12 protein-coding genes are annotated in these 19,650 nt (G+C 68.8%); 8 read left to right on the top strand and 4 right to left on the bottom strand.

Translation table 11 applies throughout. From position 1 onward, the window contains the following. Positions 1-32: 32 nt before the first annotated feature. Positions 33-863: a beta-ketoacyl-ACP reductase gene (locus LDQ05_RS11600; protein WP_226437115.1), complete on the bottom strand. Its 831-nt coding sequence runs from the start codon at positions 861-863 to the stop codon at positions 33-35. A gap of 655 nt (positions 864-1,518) precedes the next feature. Between LDQ05_RS11600 and LDQ05_RS11595 the strand changes: the two genes are divergently transcribed. After that, positions 1,519-2,304 carry an alpha/beta fold hydrolase gene (locus LDQ05_RS11595; RefSeq protein WP_372461082.1) on the top strand — a complete coding sequence of 262 codons (786 nt, stop codon included), beginning with the start codon at positions 1,519-1,521 and terminating at the stop codon, positions 2,302-2,304. A 94-nt stretch (positions 2,305-2,398) separates the two neighbouring features. Here the strand turns inward: LDQ05_RS11595 and LDQ05_RS11590 are convergent, their stop codons facing one another. After that, positions 2,399-7,876 carry an ATP-binding protein gene (locus LDQ05_RS11590; RefSeq protein ID WP_226437133.1) on the bottom strand — a complete coding sequence of 1,826 codons (5,478 nt, stop codon included), beginning with the start codon at positions 7,874-7,876 and terminating at the stop codon, positions 2,399-2,401. Positions 7,877-8,667: 791 nt separating this feature from the next. On the opposite strand from LDQ05_RS11590, the gene LDQ05_RS11585 reads away from it, so the two are divergent. After that, a complete protein-coding gene (locus LDQ05_RS11585; protein ID WP_226437114.1) occupies positions 8,668-9,894 on the top strand; it encodes a hypothetical protein in 1,227 nt (408 codons plus the stop codon). Between the two features lie 160 nt (positions 9,895-10,054). Further along, positions 10,055-10,519 carry a hypothetical protein gene (locus LDQ05_RS11580; RefSeq protein WP_226437113.1) on the top strand — a complete coding sequence of 155 codons (465 nt, stop codon included), beginning with the start codon at positions 10,055-10,057 and terminating at the stop codon, positions 10,517-10,519. 111 nt (positions 10,520-10,630) lie between these two features. Here the strand turns inward: LDQ05_RS11580 and LDQ05_RS11575 are convergent, their stop codons facing one another. After that, complete coding sequence (locus LDQ05_RS11575; protein ID WP_226437112.1) at positions 10,631-11,548, bottom strand: PDDEXK family nuclease; 918 nt, start codon at positions 11,546-11,548, stop codon at positions 10,631-10,633. Between the two features lie 363 nt (positions 11,549-11,911). On the opposite strand from LDQ05_RS11575, the gene ctaD reads away from it, so the two are divergent. Further along, the gene (gene ctaD, locus LDQ05_RS11570) at positions 11,912-13,666 is read left to right on the top strand and encodes an aa3-type cytochrome oxidase subunit I (protein ID WP_226437111.1); all 1,755 of its coding nucleotides are present in this window, start codon (positions 11,912-11,914) and stop codon (positions 13,664-13,666) included. A gap of 25 nt (positions 13,667-13,691) precedes the next feature. Here ctaD and LDQ05_RS11565 read toward each other — a convergent pair whose 3' ends face one another. After that, positions 13,692-14,342, bottom strand: a complete 651-nt coding sequence (locus LDQ05_RS11565; RefSeq protein ID WP_226437110.1) for a TetR/AcrR family transcriptional regulator — start codon at positions 14,340-14,342, stop codon at positions 13,692-13,694. A 172-nt stretch (positions 14,343-14,514) separates the two neighbouring features. Here LDQ05_RS11565 and LDQ05_RS11560 point away from each other — a divergent pair, with 172 nt between their 5' ends. The 4 genes from LDQ05_RS11560 to LDQ05_RS11545 all read left to right on the top strand — a co-directional run bounded on the left by LDQ05_RS11560 (position 14,515) and on the right by LDQ05_RS11545 (position 19,589). Next, positions 14,515-15,366, top strand: a complete 852-nt coding sequence (locus LDQ05_RS11560) for an urea amidolyase associated protein UAAP1 (protein ID WP_226437109.1) — start codon at positions 14,515-14,517, stop codon at positions 15,364-15,366. A 1-nt stretch (position 15,367) separates the two neighbouring features. Beyond that, positions 15,368-16,018 carry an urea amidolyase associated protein UAAP2 gene (locus LDQ05_RS11555; RefSeq protein ID WP_226437108.1) on the top strand — a complete coding sequence of 217 codons (651 nt, stop codon included), beginning with the start codon at positions 15,368-15,370 and terminating at the stop codon, positions 16,016-16,018. Next, a complete protein-coding gene (locus tag LDQ05_RS11550) occupies positions 16,015-17,985 on the top strand; it encodes a 5-oxoprolinase/urea amidolyase family protein (protein ID WP_226437107.1) in 1,971 nt (656 codons plus the stop codon). The genes LDQ05_RS11555 and LDQ05_RS11550 overlap by 4 nt, the downstream gene beginning before the upstream one ends. A 77-nt stretch (positions 17,986-18,062) precedes the next feature. After that, positions 18,063-19,589, top strand: coding sequence for a high affinity choline transporter 1 (locus LDQ05_RS11545; protein ID WP_226437106.1), 1,527 nt, complete (start codon positions 18,063-18,065; stop codon positions 19,587-19,589). The last annotated feature ends 61 nt before the right edge of the window (positions 19,590-19,650 follow it).

Below are 19,650 nucleotides of genomic sequence, written 5' to 3'. Positions count from 1 at the left end.
CCGTTCGTTCGGGTGAGTCTGTGTGTAGGCGATCACATGTCGAGTCCGCCGTTGACGCCCCACACCTGACCGGTGATGTAACCCGACGCATCCGCGGCGAGGAAGTGGACGACGCGGGCGATCTCCTGCGGATCTGCGAGACGCTTGACGGGGATCGAGTCGGTGATGCGGCTGAGCACACGCTCGGGAATGGTCTCGACCATCTCGGTCGCGACGAAGCCGGGGGTGATGGTGTTGACGGTGACGCCGATGTCGTTGCCGGCGAGCTTTCCCGACTTGCCCAGGTGGAAGGCGGCTTCCTTGGCCAGGGTCTTGGTCAGACCGAACAGTCCGGCCTTGGAGGCCGCGTAGTTGGCCTGACCGATGTTGCCGGTCTCGCCGATGACCGACGACACGTTGACGATGCGACCCGTGCCGCGCTCGAGCATGTGTCGCAGGGCGGCCTGCGCGAGGTAGAACGCACCGGAGAGGTTGACGTTCAGCACGGTGTCCCAGTCGGAGTCCTCCATCTTCAGCACCGTGCGGTCGATGGTGATACCGGCGTTGTTGACGAGGATGTCGATGCGGCCGTGCTCGGCGATGACCTCGTCGATGGTGCGTCGGCAGTCGTCGGCATCGGCGACATCGCCCTTGTGCACCGAGTAGCGCGCGCCGTCCTGGCCGGTGGCCTTCAGTTCGGCGAGGAACTGGTCGGCCTGGGCGGTGTTGCGCCCGTATCCCGCTGCGACGGTGGCGCCCTGGCCGGCGAGGCTGCGGCTGATGGCGCTGCCGATACCCCGGGTTCCGCCGGTCACGAAGGCGACGCGGCCGCGCAGCTTGCTGCCCTGGGTCAACTGGGTGGTGGGCTCGACGGTGCTGGTCATTGTGGTCTCCTCTGGCTGGCGATCGTCACGACGTATCGAACACGCCCTGCGCGTGCTCGATCCCGGTGATGTGCGAGTGCGAGAACTGTTCCCCCGCTTGATGTGTTGCCGTGCTGCGCTGCTCCGGCAATTCCCTGCGCCAACCATGATGCAGCACCGGGCCGTCGTTGTCATGTGCTCTGTACCGGGGTAGCGGAGCGGTGACGCACGCATGAAGCACGGGTAATGCGTTGGGGGATAAAGTATTCAGAGATGTTGATGTTGGTTACCGATGGGTACGGACATGCCGTCTGTTCGCTCGGGTATCCGTGGGTGTTTTGCGTGAATCGGCCGGAAGTCGTGGTGGCCCAGAGTATTACTGTGCGGTCAGTATGTTGCGTGCGCGCGCCCGATCGATCTTGTTGGTGCGGTTGTTCCATGGATAAACTATTGGCCGACAGTATGTTTGGAACTCCGGACGATCCGCCGGGATTAGTGGCATTCGATGCATCAATCGGGCGCACTCCGTGCCACGCCGACCTCCGCGAGCGACCGCCGTTGGGCTTGCTCCGCACCGACGAAGGTCCCTCTCCGGGCGGGTGTGATGTTGCGCACAGAAGTTGTGCGTAGCGACGTTTCCGTCGATGTTCGGCGTGTGTGACGTGCACCCGACAGGATGCGAGACGTGACGCAGACGCAGATGGTGGCCACGCGGACGGCAGAGCTCGAAGTGCAGATCGACGGCGACGGTCCCGTCGTCGTGCTGCTGCCGTCGTTGGGCCGTGATTCGTACGAGTTCGACCCCGTCGCGCACGACCTCGCCGCCGCCGGATACCGGGCTCTGCGCCCCCAGCTGCGCGGTGTCGGGCGGAGTCGCGGGCATACGGCCGGCGCAGACCTGCACGACCTCGCAACCGACGTCGCCGACGTCCTCACCCACTTCGACGCGGCTCCCGCAGTGCTCGCCGGACATGCGTTCGGGCACTACGTCGCTCGCGTTCTCGACGCCGACCACCCCGAGTCGGTGCGCGGTGTGGCGGTGCTCGCCGCCGGTGCCCGCCGGTTCCCCGCGTCGCTCACCGAACGGGTCGCGAAGTGCTCCGACACGTCCCTGCCCGACGGTGAGCGACTGGAGCACCTCGCCGCCGTGTTCTTCGCCGACGGACACGATCCGTCGGTGTGGCTCGACGGCTGGTGGCCGGACGCGATCGAACTGCAGCGGGCCGCGATGGCGGCCACCGACAAGGAATCGTGGTGGCCGGTCGCGCATGCACCGCTGCTCGACCTGCAGGCGGCCGACGACGTCTTCCGGCCCCCGGAGAGCCGCACCGAGCTCGTCGACGAATTCGGCGCGGAGTTGGTGACGACGGTGCTGATCCCCGGTAGCGGTCATGCCCTGATACCCGAGGTGCCCCACGAGGTCGCGAACGCCTTGATCACCTGGATCCGCACTCTCGACTGACCCGTGCCACGCACACGGCAGGCGGACGCATACGCCTACGGACGCACCCGAGCCCCGCACCTCGGGGAGATGCGGGGCTCGGGTGTACGGGCGGTCAGGCGAGGGTCTTGGCGATACCCCGCTCGAGCGCTGCGATGATCTGCGGACGCAGTTCGGCGGCCGGGACGATCCGGTGCACCGAACCGACCTCCTGGGCGCGCTGGATGTTGTGGATGGCTTCGAACTCGGCGGCGACCTCGCCGAGCTTCTCCGACCGTACCGCTGTGCGCATCGCGGCGAGTTCCACTCCGAGACGGGCCTTCTCGCCGTCGTCCGCGGCGGCGATCTGGGCTTCGAGTTCGACGATGCGCGAATCACCTGCGGTGCGCTTGTTCACGTCGCGGGTGAACACCACGGCTGCGGCGGGAGCGCCACCGAGCACCGAGGCGAACGACCCCTCGACGGCGAGTACCTCCATGTTCTCGTTCAGCGCTCCGGAGAACACCACGAACGCACCGCCGTGGTAGCGGGAGACCACCACGAACACGATGGGACCGTCGAAATTGACGATGGCGCGGCCGATCTCGGCCCCGTATTCGAGCTGCATGTTGCGCAGCGACTCGGGGGAGCCGTCGAAGCCCGACAGGTTCGCGAGGACCACGAGCGGGCGGTTTCCGCTCGCCGCATTGATGGCGCGGGCCGTCTTCTTCGACGACTTCGGGAACAGTGTGCCCGACGTCCACTGGTCGGGGCCGTCCGTCGGGAACCAGCCCTTGCGGGGGATGGCCCGCGACTCGATGCCGATCACGGTGGCGGCATGCCCACCGAGGTGTGCGTCGAAGACGACGGAGGTGTCGGCCTCCGCCATGTCGGCCCACCGCTCGAGCACGCCGTGGTCCTGGTCGACGACGGCGCGCATCACGGTGCGGATGTCGAACGGCTTCTTGCGGTCCGGGTTGGTCTCGGACGAGAAGATGTCGCCGACCGTCGTGAAGTCGCTCGACGGATGCACGTGCGGATACACCTGCACGTCACGATCGACGGGGTCGGTGGTCGGGGCCTGACGGGGGAACCGTTCACCCGGCGCGACGTACGCGTGGGCGTAGTGACCGAAGAGCACCTCGACGGCCGTCGTGAGGTTCGGTGCCCAGTACTGTGCCTGGCCGTTGGGGCCCATGACGCGGTCGTACCCGCCGATACCGAAGTTGTCCTCCGCCGACACACCGCCGGAGTAGTCCAGCGACTGCTTGCCGGTGAGCACCATCGCGCTGTCCGGGGTCATGACCAGGATGCCCTTGGTGTGCATGAGCATCGTCGCCTCGGCGTTCCAGTACGGCTGGGCACCGACGTTGATGCCGGTGACGATCACGTTGATCTCGCCGCCGTCCTGCGTGAACGTGATGATGCGACGCAGCGCCCGCGACACCCAGTCCATGTTCTCGGTGCCCGACGCCATGGAGATCGTCGCACCGGACGACAGCGCGAACCATTCGACGGGCGCACCGAGCTTCTCGGCGAGGTCGATCGCGGCGACGACGCGGGAGCACTCCGCTTCCGCGACGGTGCCCAGGGCCTTCGTGGGATCGCCGAACATCGCGACGCGGGTCATGCCCTCGGGATGCAGGGCGGTGGGGGTGGTGACGACACCGACGATCAGGCCCGCGGTGTTGCGACCGTACGGGCGGTCGACGGCGACGAGCTTCCCGCGCTCGTCGAGGTCGTACTCGACGAAGCTGCCGTTCTCACCGGTGAGGATCGGAACGAGCTCGTACGGGTAGACGGTGCCGCGCGCGCGGGAACGCTGCACCTTCTGGGTGTACTCGTCGAGCGGCTTGAGCGGCTCCTTCGGCGGGTCCGTCAACCGCACGACGACGCCGGCCCCGGAGCGGTACGAGAAGCGCAGCGCGACCTCCCGCGGCGGCCGGTCGTGACTCTCGCTGAGCCACCCGATGACGGTGATCTCCTCGAGGCCGGCGCCGACGGTCAGCGGTGCCGCGTTGCGGGCGAGCCGCTCGAGGTCCGAGTACGCGAAATCGACGACGGGCCAGACGAACAGCACCACACGGTTGGCGTCGAGGCGTCGTCCACCGCGCGCCGCCTGGGCGCGTCGGAGGCCGTCGAGGGAGCTGGCGAGAGCACGTTCGAACGCCGGCAGGCTCACGATCGCACCGCTCTCGTCACGCTGCGGGTTGAGGTCGCGGACCTCGGCGAGGGCGACGAACCGCTCGTCGGACGGGTTGTCCCGCGCCACGATGTGGTACAGGTACGTGTCCGGGTTCGCGGGCAGCCGGGTGCCGTCGAAGTTCTTCAGGCGCCACAGGTCGAGACGCTGCCCGGTGAGCGGATGGATGTCGCGGATGTTGCTCTCCTCCGCGTACCCCGACTCGTAGGGGCGGAACGTGAAGACGTGCTCCTCGGCATTGTCCGTGTGGCACACCGTGACCGTGACGCGCCGGGCGGTCGCCAGGATCTCGCGGGCGGCGAGCACCGACCGCAATGCGTCGGCCTGCGCGTCGGCGTCGGTGGGCGCGTCGTCCCACGCGAGGTAGAGGTCGACGACGAGGTTCTCGGTGCTCGGCAGCGTCTTCGCGGAGTTCTCGACGTCGTCGAGGGCGGACGCGAGGTCGGCGTGCGGGGCTTCGGTCGTGATCAGGTACAGGCGGTCGCCGCGCAGATCGAAGTTGCCGGTGACGAACTGTCGGCCGCCCACGATCCGGGCCTGCACGTCCTCGAGGGTGCGGATCTTGTAGGCGCGGCGGGTGATCACCTCGAGCAGCGGCCCGGGCACGGTCTCCGGGCGGGTGATCTGCTGGGCGAGCAGGTCGATGAGCGGCTCCGGGGTGGCGACGAGCGCGTCGACGCGCTGCGCGTAGTCGGCGGCCTGCGGGTGCTCCGCCAGGTGCGCCAGCGAACCGCGCACCCCGTCGTACACCTGCTCGCGGGCCTTGCGGATCACCGGTTCCTCGAAGAACCGGTAGCGCAGGTTGCGGGCCGCGTCACCGATCACCGGGAAACGCACCTGGGTGGCGACGATCAGGCGGTCGAGGACTTCGTTGAGTTCGTGCGACACCCCGATCCCGGTGTCGTCGCTCTCGAGCCACCGGTCGAGCAGCGCGGTGACGACCGGAACCTGCGCCTCGATGTGCTCCTGCGCGAGGAACAGGCGGTACACGGCTTCCTCGAGCTCGGGTGTGCGCTCGAGATCGGTGACGTCGTAGTGCCGCAGCGCCTGCGACAGCCGCGACCGGAAGCTGTCGGGCAGCCCACCGACCTCGACGTCGAGCGACTGCAGGTAGCCGTGGAAGAACTCGCGGGGGCTGTGCACCTTGTCGTCGCTGTTCTCCTCCGCGTGGGTGGGGCGGTTACGGGAGATCTCGCAGACGTCGGCGAACGTGGTGAGCAGCGCCAACTCGGCACGCACCAGGTCGCAGGAGCCGGCGCTGGCGACGAGCCGGTCGTAGTCGGCGACGAGCGCGGCGGTGCGGTCGGCGGGCACGTCGTAGCCGGTGATGAGCGCCTCGAGGACGTCGAGTCGGGTGCGGGCGGCGGCGACGGCGTCGTCGTCCTGCACGGAGGTGGGGGACGGGAACTCGACGCGGTCGACGGTCTCGGTGACGGTCTCCTCGGCGATCTGGTCGACGCGCAGCAGCGGTGCACCCGCGTCGACCTGCGCGTTGACGACGGCGAGGATCTCGCGGACCTTGCCGGCGAACGGTGCGCGCACCGCGGTCTCCATCTTCATGGATTCGAGGACGACGAGGGTCTGTCCGGCCTCGACCTCGTCGCCGACGGTCACCGGCACCGCGACCACGACGGCGGGCGCGGGGGTGCGCACGACACCGGCTTCGTCCTGGCTGATCTGGTGGCTGATGCCGTCGACCTCGACGAGGAAGTGGGCGGGTCCGGCGATGGACACGACGTGGTGCCGGCGGCCGGCGAGGGTGAGCCGCGATTCGTAGTCGCCGAGCCGATCCACCTCGACGTCGATCTCGTGGTCGCCGGTGTCGACGCGGTAGCGGTGCGGGCCCACCTGCCCGACGAACAGTTCGTATGCCTGGCCCTGGTAGCTCAGCTCGATCTTGCGGCCGGCGGTGTGCTGGGCGCGGGGTCGGCCGCCGCGCGCGGAGGTGAAGAACGCGGCGCGGGCGCGGGCCTCGTCGGCGTCGTACACGTCGATGGCGGTGGCGACGAGTGCGACGTCGGCGACCTTGGTGGGGCCGGTCGCGGTGCCGACGCCGGTGCGGTCGAGCCAACCGGTGTCGGCGTCGGCGTCGACGACCTCGGGGCGGTCGAGCAGGTCGAGCAGGAACGACTTGGTGGTGGTGCCGCCGTCGAGGACGACGGTGGTCTCGCGCAGGGCGGTGCGCAGACGCGCGAGTGCCTCGTCGCGGTCGCGACCCCACGCGATGATCTTGGCGACCATGGAGTCGTAGTCGGGCGGGATCACGTCGCCCTGGGCGATGCCGGTGTCGACGCGCAGCCCGGATCCGAGCGGGAACTTCAGCAGCTGAACGGTGCCGGGGGCGGGGGCGAACCCGTTGTCGGCGTCCTCGGCGTTGAGCCTGGCCTCGACGGCGTGACCGAACTCGGGCGGGCAGTCGCCGGGCAGGGTCTCACCGGCCGCGACGAGGATCTGCAGTTTGACGAGGTCGATTCCGGTGGTGACCTCGGTGATGGGGTGCTCGACCTGCAGGCGGGTGTTGACCTCCAGGAACGTGAAGATCTTCAGGTCGGGCTGGTAGAGGTATTCGACGGTGCCGGCGCCGCTGTATCCGGCGGCGCGGACGAGATCGGCGGAGACGGCACGCAGGTGGTCGGACTGCTCGTCGGTGAGCAGCGGTGACGCGGATTCCTCGATGACCTTCTGGTTCTTGCGCTGGATCGAGCAGTCGCGTACGCCGGGAGCCCACACGTTGCCGTGGTTGTCGGCGATGACCTGGACCTCGACGTGGCGGGCGTCGGTGACGAGACGCTCGATGAACACGACGGGGTCGCCGAAGGAACGTTCGGCCTCGCCCTGGGTGCGTTCGAGGGCCAGCTCGAGTTCGTCCTCGGCGTAGACCTTGCGGATGCCGCGGCCGCCACCACCGGATCGGGCCTTGATGATCAGCGGGTAGCCGATGGCCTGGGCGTGCCGCCGCGCGTCCGCGCGGGTGGCGACGGGACCACCGGACCAGGGGGCGACCGGCACGCCGACCTTCTCGGCGAGGAGTTTGGCCTCGACCTTGTCGCCGAGCAGACGCATCGCGTCCGCGGAGGGGCCGATGAACGTGATGCCGAGTCGGGCACAGAGCTCGGCGAACGCGGGGTCCTCTGCGACGAAGCCCCAGCCGACCCACACGGCGTCGGCCTTCGCTTCGACGAGGGCGCGCTCGAGTTCGGCGTGATCGAGGTAGGACGTCGCGGCAGTGGCCGACGGTCGGAGGGGCACGCCCTCGTCGGCCTGTCGGACGAACATGGCGCGGCGTTCGGCGTCCGTGTGGAGCGCGACCGTCCTGATGTCGTAGTTGTGCTCGGAGTTGAGCTCCCGGACGGCCCGGATGAGGCGTACAGCCGCCTCACCGCGATTGACCACTGCGATCCGCTTGAACATACTCGTTGCCACCGTTCTCCATGGTTGTGCGCATTGCAGCGCGCGTCGAAGCTCCACCCCAGCGAGGAACCGAAACTAGCCGATAGTCCGCGTCACGTCACGGGTTGATAACGCGAGCGGAAGCATGTATCGGTCGGCTCCTCGTGGTCGACATGGGCATGCGTGTCGGACACCCGCCCGTGGGCCCTGCCCCGGGCGCCGTGGGGGTGCGGTCGGACCGTCCCGTCGAAACCCGCGCCGGTCGTCGTCGACGGCGATGCCCCCTGGTTTCGGGTGGTCCTTCCGGGTAACAGCATGGAGCAAACATGAGGGTTTGTCACGTTTTCCGTTCGCGGCCGGGAGTGCGCCCGTCGACCCATCGGGACCGGCTGTGCGACAAATGCATTCGCATCGGCCGAGCTCAGGGCGCCGGACGGAGGCGTTTCGGGCCCTGCTCGTACCCTTCGGTAACACCCGCGGGTAGCTTTTCGGGTGACTCCGCGGTGAACGGCCTTCGAGGTCTCTGATCCGCTGGGGGGTAAGCGATTTCGTCGATCCGGGCGACCGCCCGGGATTCTGCGTGCGAGGTACCGTTCCCGCACCCGATCTCCCGCTGTGACATCGGTCACGGAAGTCGAATGCGGCATCCACTCAAGCGAAGTGACCGGGATGGGGCCGAACGGCCACGTCGCGGGTGCGGGGTGGACGGCCCGGGGTGGACACTGGGGAATGCACCGAGCCGGCGCGAGCTGCCGATGTCCGGGACGACCGATTTCTGGGACAGTGGGTGGCGGAACAGCGAGGAGATCCCGATGAGTGAGAGCGGCCGTCCCGGCGACCCCACCGGACCCGACACCCGCGCGGCGGACGCCGCCGACCGCAGGGAGCGACTGTCCGCGCAGGTACGGCACTACTGTGCGCACTGCCGGATCGACGGACACCTACCGCCGCTGTCCGACCTCGCCGCGGTCACCGTCGCCGCCGGGCGCCTCGACGAATCCGTCCGGGCCGTCGTCGCGGCCCGACACCGCACCGGACTGTCCGTACCCGGGTCGGCGGCACTCGGCGACCGCCGCATCGGTGAGCGCGGATACGGAGAACTGCGCATCCTCACCGAGGAACAGCGCGGTGCTGCCGCCCGCGCGGCCCGGCAGCGGCCCGGGGTCGCCCGACTCGTCCTCGACCGTCGCGCCGGCGACCTCGCGCGCCGCATCGACGCCGCGCGACAGGCGTTCGTGCACTCCACGCGGCACTACGCGCAGTCCGTGCGTGCGGTGCGACGGGCGCGCCGCGACGGCACACACCTCGAACTCGCGCAGCGCGACGCGCTGTTCGCGGCGCTGCAGGCGACACCCGCGCCGCTGCCCGACGCGACGCTCGACCGGGTGCGGGCGTCGGCGCTCGGCGTCGCACGCGATCGCACCGTCCGGTGGTCGCAGAACACCCCGGCTGCCGAACTGGGCCGACGCGCCGCGGACGCGCTCACGAGCCGGATGCCCGAGGACGACGACCGGTTCGCCGACCGCTACGACACCCTGCTGTTCCTCGCCGGCTCGCTGCACGACCGGATCCTGGCCTCACGGGTGTGGGGCTCGGATCATCTCGCGGTGCAGCGTGCCCAACTCGACGTCACCGACGAGTTGATGCAGATCGCGACCGACACCGCCGCGTTGCGGGAGTTGATGGCCGAACTGGCCGACGCGATGCGGATGGCGCCGCAGGCGCGGTCGGGGCTCGAGTCGCGGATCGCCGCGCTGGGCCCCGTGTGGGAGCAACTCCAGGGCCGGGTGGCGGCGCTCGCGCGGATCGGTGATCTCCTGGGGCGCGCCGATGCGCGGATGAGGATGGTCGAGGTCGCCGAGCGCACCGCCGGGCTCGACGAGCGCATCGACGAACTGATCGGACGGTCGGGGATACGTGAGCTGTCGACGGACAACGCGAACGCCGTCGGCGACCAGTTCGACGACGTGACCTCGTCGATCGGAATGCTGCAGGCTGCGCTCCACACCGACATCGCCGAGCTCACGTCACAGGAATGACGTCGAAAGTTTGTGACGTCGCACAGGCCGGTCCGGGCGATCGCGAATACGTGTGATCGCGCTTTTCGATAGTGACTCCGTTCACTGGTTCGCCTCCGGGGCCGGTGTTAGCGTCCACGCGGTCTGCTGAACGAACACCGACTCGACGGGAGAAACACACGTGACATCGATGCTCGTATCGGGGAGGCTCGGGATCCTCGGTGTCACCGTCCTCGGGTTGGCGGCGTGCGGGGGAGGAACCGTGACGGTCGTTGCCGATTCCCCCGTCGACAGCGGATTCGAGGACGTCTTCGTGTCGGGACAGGAATCGACCGTCGGCGAGGTCGCACGCTCGGCCGGTGTCGACCCCGGTACGTGGGATCGCATGTACTACTTCAGCGTTCCCATCCTCGAGAGCGAGGTGAACAGCGTGCTCGGGACATCCGGCACGACGTGGAGCGGGCTGCCCGGCGCCGGCGCCGACGGACTCGTCGTGTTCATGTCGGGATCCGACGTCGTGTACGCCGCAGTCGCCGACGACGTTCCGCTGTCGCTGACCGGCTACGCCACAGCCGAGTCGAAGGTCGGCCCGGAGCAGCAGATCCAGGACTATCACCGCGTGGTGGTGGAGAGCGCCGGACGCTGACGCGGATCCGGATCCGCTCGAGCACGACCCGCGCGTCGTCGTCGGCACCGTCTCCCCGGGGTCGAACAACCACGCGCAATGGTGATCCCTGCGGTGAATTTCCCGCAGTGATCACCATCGAGCGCTGCTCTGCGGTACCGCGAGACGACGACTCCGGTCGACGGCACGGTCGAAGCGCCGGACGACGACGTCGAAGTGATCCAGCTCCGCCCAGTTCCACCTGATCACCTCGAGCCCGAGATCGCGCAGGGCGTCCTCCCGGAACTTCTCGGCGACGAGGTCGCGACGGTCGTGGTACTTGCCTGCGCCGTCGAACTCCCCGACGATCCCGAACTCCTCCCAGAAGAAGTCGGCTCGGTACCGGCGCCCGCCACGGGCGACGAGCTCGCGCTGCAGGTCGGGGCGCGGGAGCCCGTACTCCGCCATCCGAACCCGCGACAGCGACTCGCCGACACTCTCGCTGCGCCCGTCGACGAAGCCCGCGACGCTTCGTGCGCGCGCGGCACCGGTCAGCCCGGCTGTGGATTCGAGCGCCTGCCCGAGCAGTGAGCGGGCCGCGGGTTCGATACGCAGCAGCGCGTCACCGATCGCCACCGCCTGCGCACGCGGCTGCGACCGGGCGACATCGGCCACCGTGCGCGCCGGCGACGTCACGGGGACACCGTCGACGGTGACGATGTCCCCGTCGGACCACCGGGCGGCGTGTGCGTGAAGGCTCTTCGTGAGGCGCCAACCGTGTGGCCTGGACACGTGGACGCGGTCCAACGGAACGTTCCAGGCGGGTGCGCCGTGCAGGATCGCCGCCGACACGTGACTGATCGCGGCGGCCGGGCCGAGCGTGGACCCGACGTGTCGCGCCCACACCCTGTGCACACCGACGTCGTCGAGCGCGTCGTAGTCGGCGCGCGGCAGGTACACCCCGTGGGCGAGTGGCACCAACTCACCCGCGCGGAGGTCGCGTTTCACCTCGAACGGCGACCGTCCGGAGGCGAGGAGTTGCGTTCTCGTCACTGCTCGTGGATGGCCCATGACGCGATGGTGCCGCAGGCTGTGGGGGAAACCGCCGCGACGCCGGCGATTTCCGGTCGCCTGTGGATGAATCGGACCCCTGTGGACAAAACCGCGTCGTGTGGGACGAAACTGCGCGCAATGGTGATCACGGCGGTGAATTTCCCGCAGTGATCACCATTCGGCGTTGCTGTGCGATCCGGTGGTGGCTCCGGTAGCGGCAATGGGGACGAACGTCCCCGGATCCGTCGAATCGCCTTGTCGCCGCGGACGGCGGGTCTACGGTGGGGAAACCGGTGGATGCAGCCGCGACCGCCCACGCGACGGGTCGCCTCGGCATCCGTCGGCGACAGCCGCGGTCCGGTGCGCGTCGAGGAGGTCGGCATGAGTCAGGTGGTCGTCGAGGCGAGGTCGACGCGACCGTACCCACCCCGCCGGGCGAAGAAGGGGGAGGTGCTCTACCGGCTGATCACCACCACCGACCCGAAGACGCTCGGGTTGATGTACATCACCACCGCGTTCAGCTTCTTCCTCGCCGGCGGGTTGATGGCGCTGTTGATGCGCACCGAACTCGCGGTGCCCGGCCTGCAGTTCCTGTCCAACGAGCAGTACAACCAGCTGTTCACCATGCACGGCGGCGTCATGCTGTTGCTGTACGCCACCCCGATCGTGTTCGGGTTCGCCAACTACATCCTGCCGCTGCAGATCGGCGCGCCCGACGTCGCCTTCCCGCGTCTGAACGCCTTCAGCTACTGGCTGTACCTGTTCGGCGCGCTGGTGGTGTTCGGCGGCCTCATCACCCCCGGTGGCGGACCGGATTTCGGGTGGACGTCGTACATGCCGCTCGCCAATGCCATCCACGCGCCGGGGGTGGGTGCGAACCTGTGGTTCCTCGGGCTCGCCGTCACGGGTCTGGGAACGATCCTCGGCGGCGTCAACATGATCACCACCGTGGTGTGCATGCGCGCGCCGGGCATGACGATGTTCCGGATGCCGATCTTCACCTGGAACGTTTTCATCACGATGATCCTGGTGCTGTTGGTGTTCCCGCTGCTCACCGCGGCGTTCATGGGCGCGCTGGTCGACCGGATCATCGGCGGTCACATCTACGATCCGTCGACCGGTGGTGTGCTCCTGTATCAGCACCTGTTCTGGTTCTTCGGTCATCCCGAGGTGTACGTGGTGGCGTTGCCGTTCTTCGGGATCGTCACCGAGGTGTTCCCGGTGTTCAGTCGCAAGCCGATCTTCGGCTACTCGGGCCTGGTGTACGCGACCCTCGCGATCGCTGCGTTGTCGGTGGCGGTGTGGGCGCACCACATGTACGCGACCGGCGCGGTGCTGTTGCCGTTCTTCTCGTTCATGACGTTCCTGATCGCGATCCCCACCGGCGTGAAGTTCTTCAACTGGATCGGCACGATGTGGCGCGGTCAGATCTCGTTCGAGACTCCGATGCTGTTCGCGGTGGGTTTCATCATCACCTTCCTGTTCGGCGGCCTCACCGGCGTCATCCTCGCGAGCCCGCCGCTGGACTTCCACGTCCACGACTCCTACTTCGTGGTCGCGCACTTCCACTACGTGCTGTTCGGCACGATCGTGTTCGCCACGTACTCCGGGATCTACTTCTGGTTCCCGAAGATGACCGGGCGGATGATGGACGAACGACTCGGAAAGTGGCACTTCTGGCTCACCTTCGTCGGCTTCCACACCACCTTCCTGGTGCAGCACTGGCTCGGCAACGAGGGCATGCCGCGCCGCTACGCGGACTATCTGCCGTCCGACGGGTTCACCACGCTCAACACGATCTCCACGATCGGTGCGTTCGTGCTCGGTGCCTCGACGCTGCCGTTCGTGTGGAACGTGTTCAAGAGCTACCGGTACGGCCAGGTCGTCACGGTCGACGATCCGTGGGGCTATGGCAACTCCCTCGAGTGGGCCACGTCCTGCCCGCCGCCGCGGCACAACTTCACCGAGTTGCCGCGCATCCGGTCGGAGCGTCCCGCGTTCGAGCTGCACTACCCGCACATGTCGGAGCGGATGCGTGCGGAGTCGCACGTCGGGTTCGGCAGCGCGAAGCACAACGTGAGCGTGCTCGAAGGGGCCGAGCACACCCCACCCGACACCCACCGCGACCGCCTCTGACCGTGCGCACTTCTGGTAGCCCCGGCTACCAGAAGTGCGCACGAGGGGGGTGTGCGAGGGCGCGCGCCCGCTGCACGATGTCGGGATCGTCCACACCGAGTACCCGCAGCGCCGCCACGGCGAGCACCTCGGGCAACCCCGCGTCGACGCGGGGCGAATCGGCTCGGATACCGATGACCGATTCGACGAGCCGGAACGGTAGATCGGCGCGCGGGTCGTCGACACCGAGTACCGCGACCGCGAGGTTCCGGTAGCGCTGCGCGAGCCGTCGACGTCGCTCGCGGAATTCGACGAACGGCTCCTCGCGCAACTCGGGCAGGGTGTACAGGGCTCCGAGATTCCACCGCCCCGCCGACAGTTGGGCCGCGTCGAACCACGCCAGCGCGCACAGGTGCACCGCGGCGGGAACACTGTCGCCGATGCTCGTGTCGAACTCGATCGTGGGGGCGATGGTGTCGTCGAGCAGCGCGACGAGGATGTCGTTCTTCGTCGCGAAATGGTTGTAGAGCGAGGCCTGGCGGATGCCGACGGCGTCGGCGATCCGGCGGGTGGTGGTCGATGTGAAACCGCGGATGCTGAACAGTTCGGCGGCGGCGTCGAGGATCTCGGCTCGCGCGGTGTCGCCGGGACGTCGGGGTTCGTGCAGCCGGGGACGTCCGGGGCGTGCTGTACTCACGCATACACCCTGGCACAGCGAGTGCCTCTGCTGTAGCGAGGGTTTCGGTGTGAGCTCATCGACACGGGACGGAAACATCGGCCACGGAGTCGTTACATGCGTGTCATCCGCCGAAGACGACGGCTCGGAAAACTGTCGGCTGACAGTTTCCCGCCGTCCGGATCGGAGCGTCATGACCGACACCCTCACGACCGCCACCACCCACGCCGCCCGCGACCACGCCCGCGCTCAGGCCGGCACCGTCACCGACGGAATGCCCACGGTGCCGGCCTCGGCGTGGCCCACCGCGCCCGGCGGCCGCTCCTCCGCGATGACCTGGGCGGAGACCGTCCCCGGCGGCCGGTACACGAGCAAGGTCCTCGCGCGCGGAACCCGGCTGCGGCTGCGCGACCTCGACGGCTCCGCGTGCGCCCACCTCCTCCTGTTCCGTGCCGACGCCACACACGAGCGGCTCAACGTCGCCGACACCGTGAAGGTGCCCTGGCAGGCATATCCCGGAGCGGGGCATCCGCTGCTCTCGGATCAGGGGCGTGTACTCGCGACCGTCGTCGCCGACACCTCCGGTCACCACGATGCGCTCTGCGGCACCACACACGTCGCCGGGAACACCGCGAAGTACGGAGCGGGCGAGGTGCACTCGTCGTCGCCGGCGGGGCGTGCCCTGTTCACGGTCGCCGCCGCGAAACACGACCTCGCACCGCGCGACCTCCCGCCGTCGCTGTCGTTCTTCCACGGTGTGCGGGTCGCCGGCGACGGCACGCTCACGAGCATCGGAACCGCCGGTGCCGGTGCGTACGTCGATCTGCTCACGCATCTGCCGCTGATCGTGCTGATCGCGAACACCGCGCACCCCCTCGACCCGGCCCCGACGTTCGCGACCACCACCCTCGAGGTGACGGCGTGGCGGGCCCCGACCGACCTCGACGCACTGCTCGACCGCACCGACCACGACCCCGAGTACCACCGCGCGGTCCTCAACACCGAGGACGCCCGGGGTGCAGCAGAACACGGAACGGAGAACTGACATGACCACCGTCGTCGCCACCCCCGCGCTCGTCCCGGGCACCGTCGTCCTCGACGAGACGGTCGGCCGTCGAGGCCCGTGGTCCACCGTCGTCGCCGCGGGCGACGTCCTCACCGTCGTCGATCTCGACGGCAACCAGGCCGTCGACACCCTCGTCTACGACGCGCACGACACCTCGTCCCGCTACAGCGCCGCCGCGACCGTCGCCGCACAGGAGAATCTGTTCCTGACCACCGGTTCGATGCTGCGCGACGCCGACGGGACCGCGCTGATGACGCTCGTCGCCGACGAGGTCGGCAACCACGACACCGTCGGCGGTGCCTGCTCCCAGGAGTCGAACACCCTGCGCTACGGGCATCACACGAAGCATCAGCATGCGTGCGTCGAGAACTTCCTGGTCGAGGGCGCGAGGTGGGGTCTGGGCAAACGCGATCTCGTCTCCAACATCAACTTCTTCATGAACGTGCCCGTCGAGGCCGACGGCACCCTCGGTATCGTCGACGGGCGCTCGGCGCCCGGCAGGAGACTGGCGCTGCGCGCCGACCGGGACGTGCTCGTCCTGGTGTCGAACTGCCCGCAGATCAACAATCCCTGCAACGGATTCGATCCCACCCCGGTGCGCATGATCGTCACCCGACCGGAGTCACGATGACCACGAAGATCGTTGTCGAACGTCCCGGCATGCTCACCACCGTGCAGGACTATCCGGGGCGCGTCGGCTACTGGCAGATCGGTGTTCCACCGTCGGGGCCGATGGACGACCTGTCCTTCCGCCTCGGCAACATCGCACTGGGCAACGACGAAGGTGCACCCGGACTCGAATCCACCATGGCCGGACCGTCGTTGCGGTTCACCGATACCACCGTCGTGTGTGTCACCGGAGCCTCCGTCGCCGTGCGTGTCGACGGGAACGTCGTACCGCAATGGCGTCCCGTCACCGTTCCCGCCGGCGGCGTCCTCGACGTCGGGACCGTGACGGGTCCGGGACTGCGCGTGTACGTGCTCGTGCAGGGCGGACTCGACGTCCCCGAATTCCTCGGCAGCACCGCCACGTTCACGCTCGGGAGGTTCGGGGGCCACGAGGGGAGAGCGTTGCACGAATCGGACGTGCTGGTCGTGGGCACCGCCACGTCCCGCACCGCCACCGGCGTGCCGTCGGAGCACATCCCGGCGCTCGTCACCCGTTGGCAGCTCGCCGTCACCGAAGGTCCGCACGGCGCACCGGAATTCTTCACTCGCGTCGACATGGACACGCTGTACGACACCGACTACGAGGTGCACTTCAACTCCGACCGCACGGGTGTGCGCCTCGTCGGGCCGACGCCGCAGTGGGCACGCGCCGACGGGGGAGAGGCGGGCCTGCACCCGTCGAACATCCACGACAACGCCTACTCGGTGGGGGCGCTCGACTTCACCGGCGACACCCCCATCCTGCTCGGACCGGACGGACCCAGCCTCGGAGGCTTCGTGTGCCCGGTGACGGTGGTGTCCGCCGACCGCTGGAAACTCGGGCAGCTCGCCCCCGGCGACACGGTCCGCTTCGTACCCGTGCGCGCCGCGCGGGCGGCGTCCCGTCGCGCCCTGGACGTGTCGCGACGTGCCGGACTGCCGTTCGTCGGTTCGTCCGGGGGCGACGGCGACGACGGTGTGCTCGCGCGCCGCGACGGCCACACGGCGGTGACCTACCGGCGCAGCGGCGACGACAACGTCCTCGTCGAGTACGGCGACATGACACTGGATCTGGCGCTGCGTGCCCGCGTCCACGCGCTGCATCGACGGCTCGACGCCGAGCGGCCGCACGGCCTGCTCGACCTCACCCCGGGTATTCGGTCGTTGCAGGTCAAGGTCGACCCCGATGTGCTGCCGGTGCGGTCCCTGCTCGGTCTGCTCGGCGAGATCGAGGACGGCATCGGCGACAGCAACGATCTCGAGGTGCCGAGCCGGCACGTGCGCCTGCCGTTGTCCTGGGACGATCCGGCCACCCGGGAGGCCATCGAACGCTACATGCACGGGGTGCGTTCGGATGCGCCGTGGTGCCCGTGGAACATCGAGTTCATCCGCCGCATGAACGGACTGGGCACCGTCGCCGATGTCTTCGACACCGTCTTCGCGGCCGAGTACATGGTGCTCGGGCTCGGCGACGTCTACCTCGGCGCACCCGTCGCGACACCTCTCGACCCGCGGCACCGGCTCGTGACCACCAAGTACAACCCGGCTCGTACCTGGACCCCGGAGAACGCGGTGGGGATCGGTGGTGCCTACCTGTGCATCTACGGTATGGAAGGTCCCGGTGGCTACCAGTTCGTCGGGCGCACCACCCAGGTGTGGAACCATCGGCACCCGCAGTCCGCCGGGCCGTTCGACGACGGAACCCCGTGGCTGCTGCGGTTCTTCGACCGCATCTCGTGGTACCCCGTCGAACCCGACGAACTCCTGGATCTGCGCGCCGATCTCGCGGCCGGTCGCGGCGGGGGAGTGCAGATCACCGACGGCGCGTTCTCCCTCGCCGACCACCGCGCTTTCCTCGACCGCAACACCGCATCCATCGATGCGTTCCGGACGGTGCAGTCCGCCGCATTCGCGCAGGAACGTGCCCGCTGGCAAGCCGGCGGAGCCTGACCTTTCATCCTCCCGGATCGGACACGCAGCGCAGCGCAGCGCTCACGTCGTCCCCTCCCGACCGTCCGGAGCAACCCATGATCATCCTCGGTGTCGCCGTGTGCCTCGTCGTACTGCTGGGCGTCGGCTTCCATTCCACCCGCAAGGTCCGCGGCGACGCGGGGAACTTCCTGCTCGCCGGGCGGTCCCTCGGGGCACCCGTCCTCGCGGTGCTGCTCATGTCGCAGGTGGTGGATTCCAATGCCACACTCGGCAGCGCCGACCTCGCCGCGGGATTCGGCTTCTGGGCCGGAGCCGCGATGCCTCTCGGAATGGCGGTCGCGCTCCTGCTCGTCGGCCTGTTCTTCGCGAAACGACTGCGCGCCACCGGTGTCGTGACGCTGCCCGAGTACTTCGCGCAACGGTTCGGTCGGGGAACCGAGATCACCGCTTCCGCGCTCACCGTTGCGAGTTTCGGCATCCTGCTCGCGGGCAACCTCGTCGCGCTCGGGTATCTGCTCGAGCATTTCGTGCACATCGACTACACCGTCGCGGTGCTCGTCGTCGTCCCGTTCGTCGTCGCCTACACGATGGCGGGCGGCATGTTCGCGTCGGTCTACACCGGCATCGTGCAGTTCGCCGTCATGGCCGTCGGTATCGTGTCGCTGCTGGTGTGGGTTGCGTTCGGCGCGGGGTTCTCGCACCCCGACGGGTCGGGATTCACCGACTTCGGGCAGCTCACCGACCCGATGCAGGGGGCCGCGATCAACTGGGCGACGATCGTCGCGCTCGGCCTCGGAAACCTCGTCGCGATCGACCTGATGCAGCGTGTGTTCTCGGCGCGGTCACCGCGCGCCGCGCAGCGCGCCTGTTTCTCTGCGGCAACCGGCATCCTGCTGCTGTGCGTCCCGTTGTCGTTCGTCGCACTCGCGGCGGTGTCGATCGTGGGAGACGGTGCCACCGACGCGCCGATCCTGTACGTGCTGCTCGGCCAGTACACTCCGCAGTGGCTGTCGATCCTCGTGCTCTCCGGTCTCGTCACCGCATCCCTGACCACCGTCAGCGGAATCCTGTTGTCCACCGCGACAGTGCTGGTGCGCAACGTGTTCCGCGTTGGTGGCGAACACGCCGCGATGTCGTCGGACGTCATGAAAGCCACCCGCTGGGCGATGCTGCCGATGGCGGCGCTCGGTGCGCTCGTGGCACTGCGCGTCCCGCAGACCGGGATCCTGCTCACGCTCACCTTCGACCTGCTGCTCGCGTCGCTCGTGGTGCCGTTCGTACTCGGACTGTTCTGGACACGCGGTGACGGTGTGGCCGTCGCGGTGGCCGCGGTCGCCGGGATCGGGGTACGGGTCGTGTTCTTCGTCCTCACCCCGACCATCTACGGCGTCGACAACACCCTGCTCCACGTCCCCAACACCCTGGTGGGTGCGGGCGCAGACGGGTGGACGACCTTCCTCGCCGCGATCGTGTCCCTCGTCGCCTACGTGGGTGTCGCGCTGGTGCGTCGCCCCACCCCGACAGCCCCCACCCCGACAGCCCCCACCCCGACAGCCCCCGCCCCGACGGCACCCACCCCGGTGCGCGGTGCCGTACCGGAGCCGGCACCCGTCGGAGTGTGAGGCCCGGGTGCGCCGCCGAGACGCGGTCCACGCGTGAGTCCGGGTCAGGACGACACCCGTG

The organism is Rhodococcus yananensis, assembly GCF_020515525.1.
GTDB classification, from domain to species: Bacteria; Actinomycetota; Actinomycetes; order Mycobacteriales; family Mycobacteriaceae; genus Rhodococcus; species Rhodococcus yananensis.
Note: the sequence above shows the minus strand (reverse complement) of the source record. Positions and strands in the feature narration are given on the sequence as shown.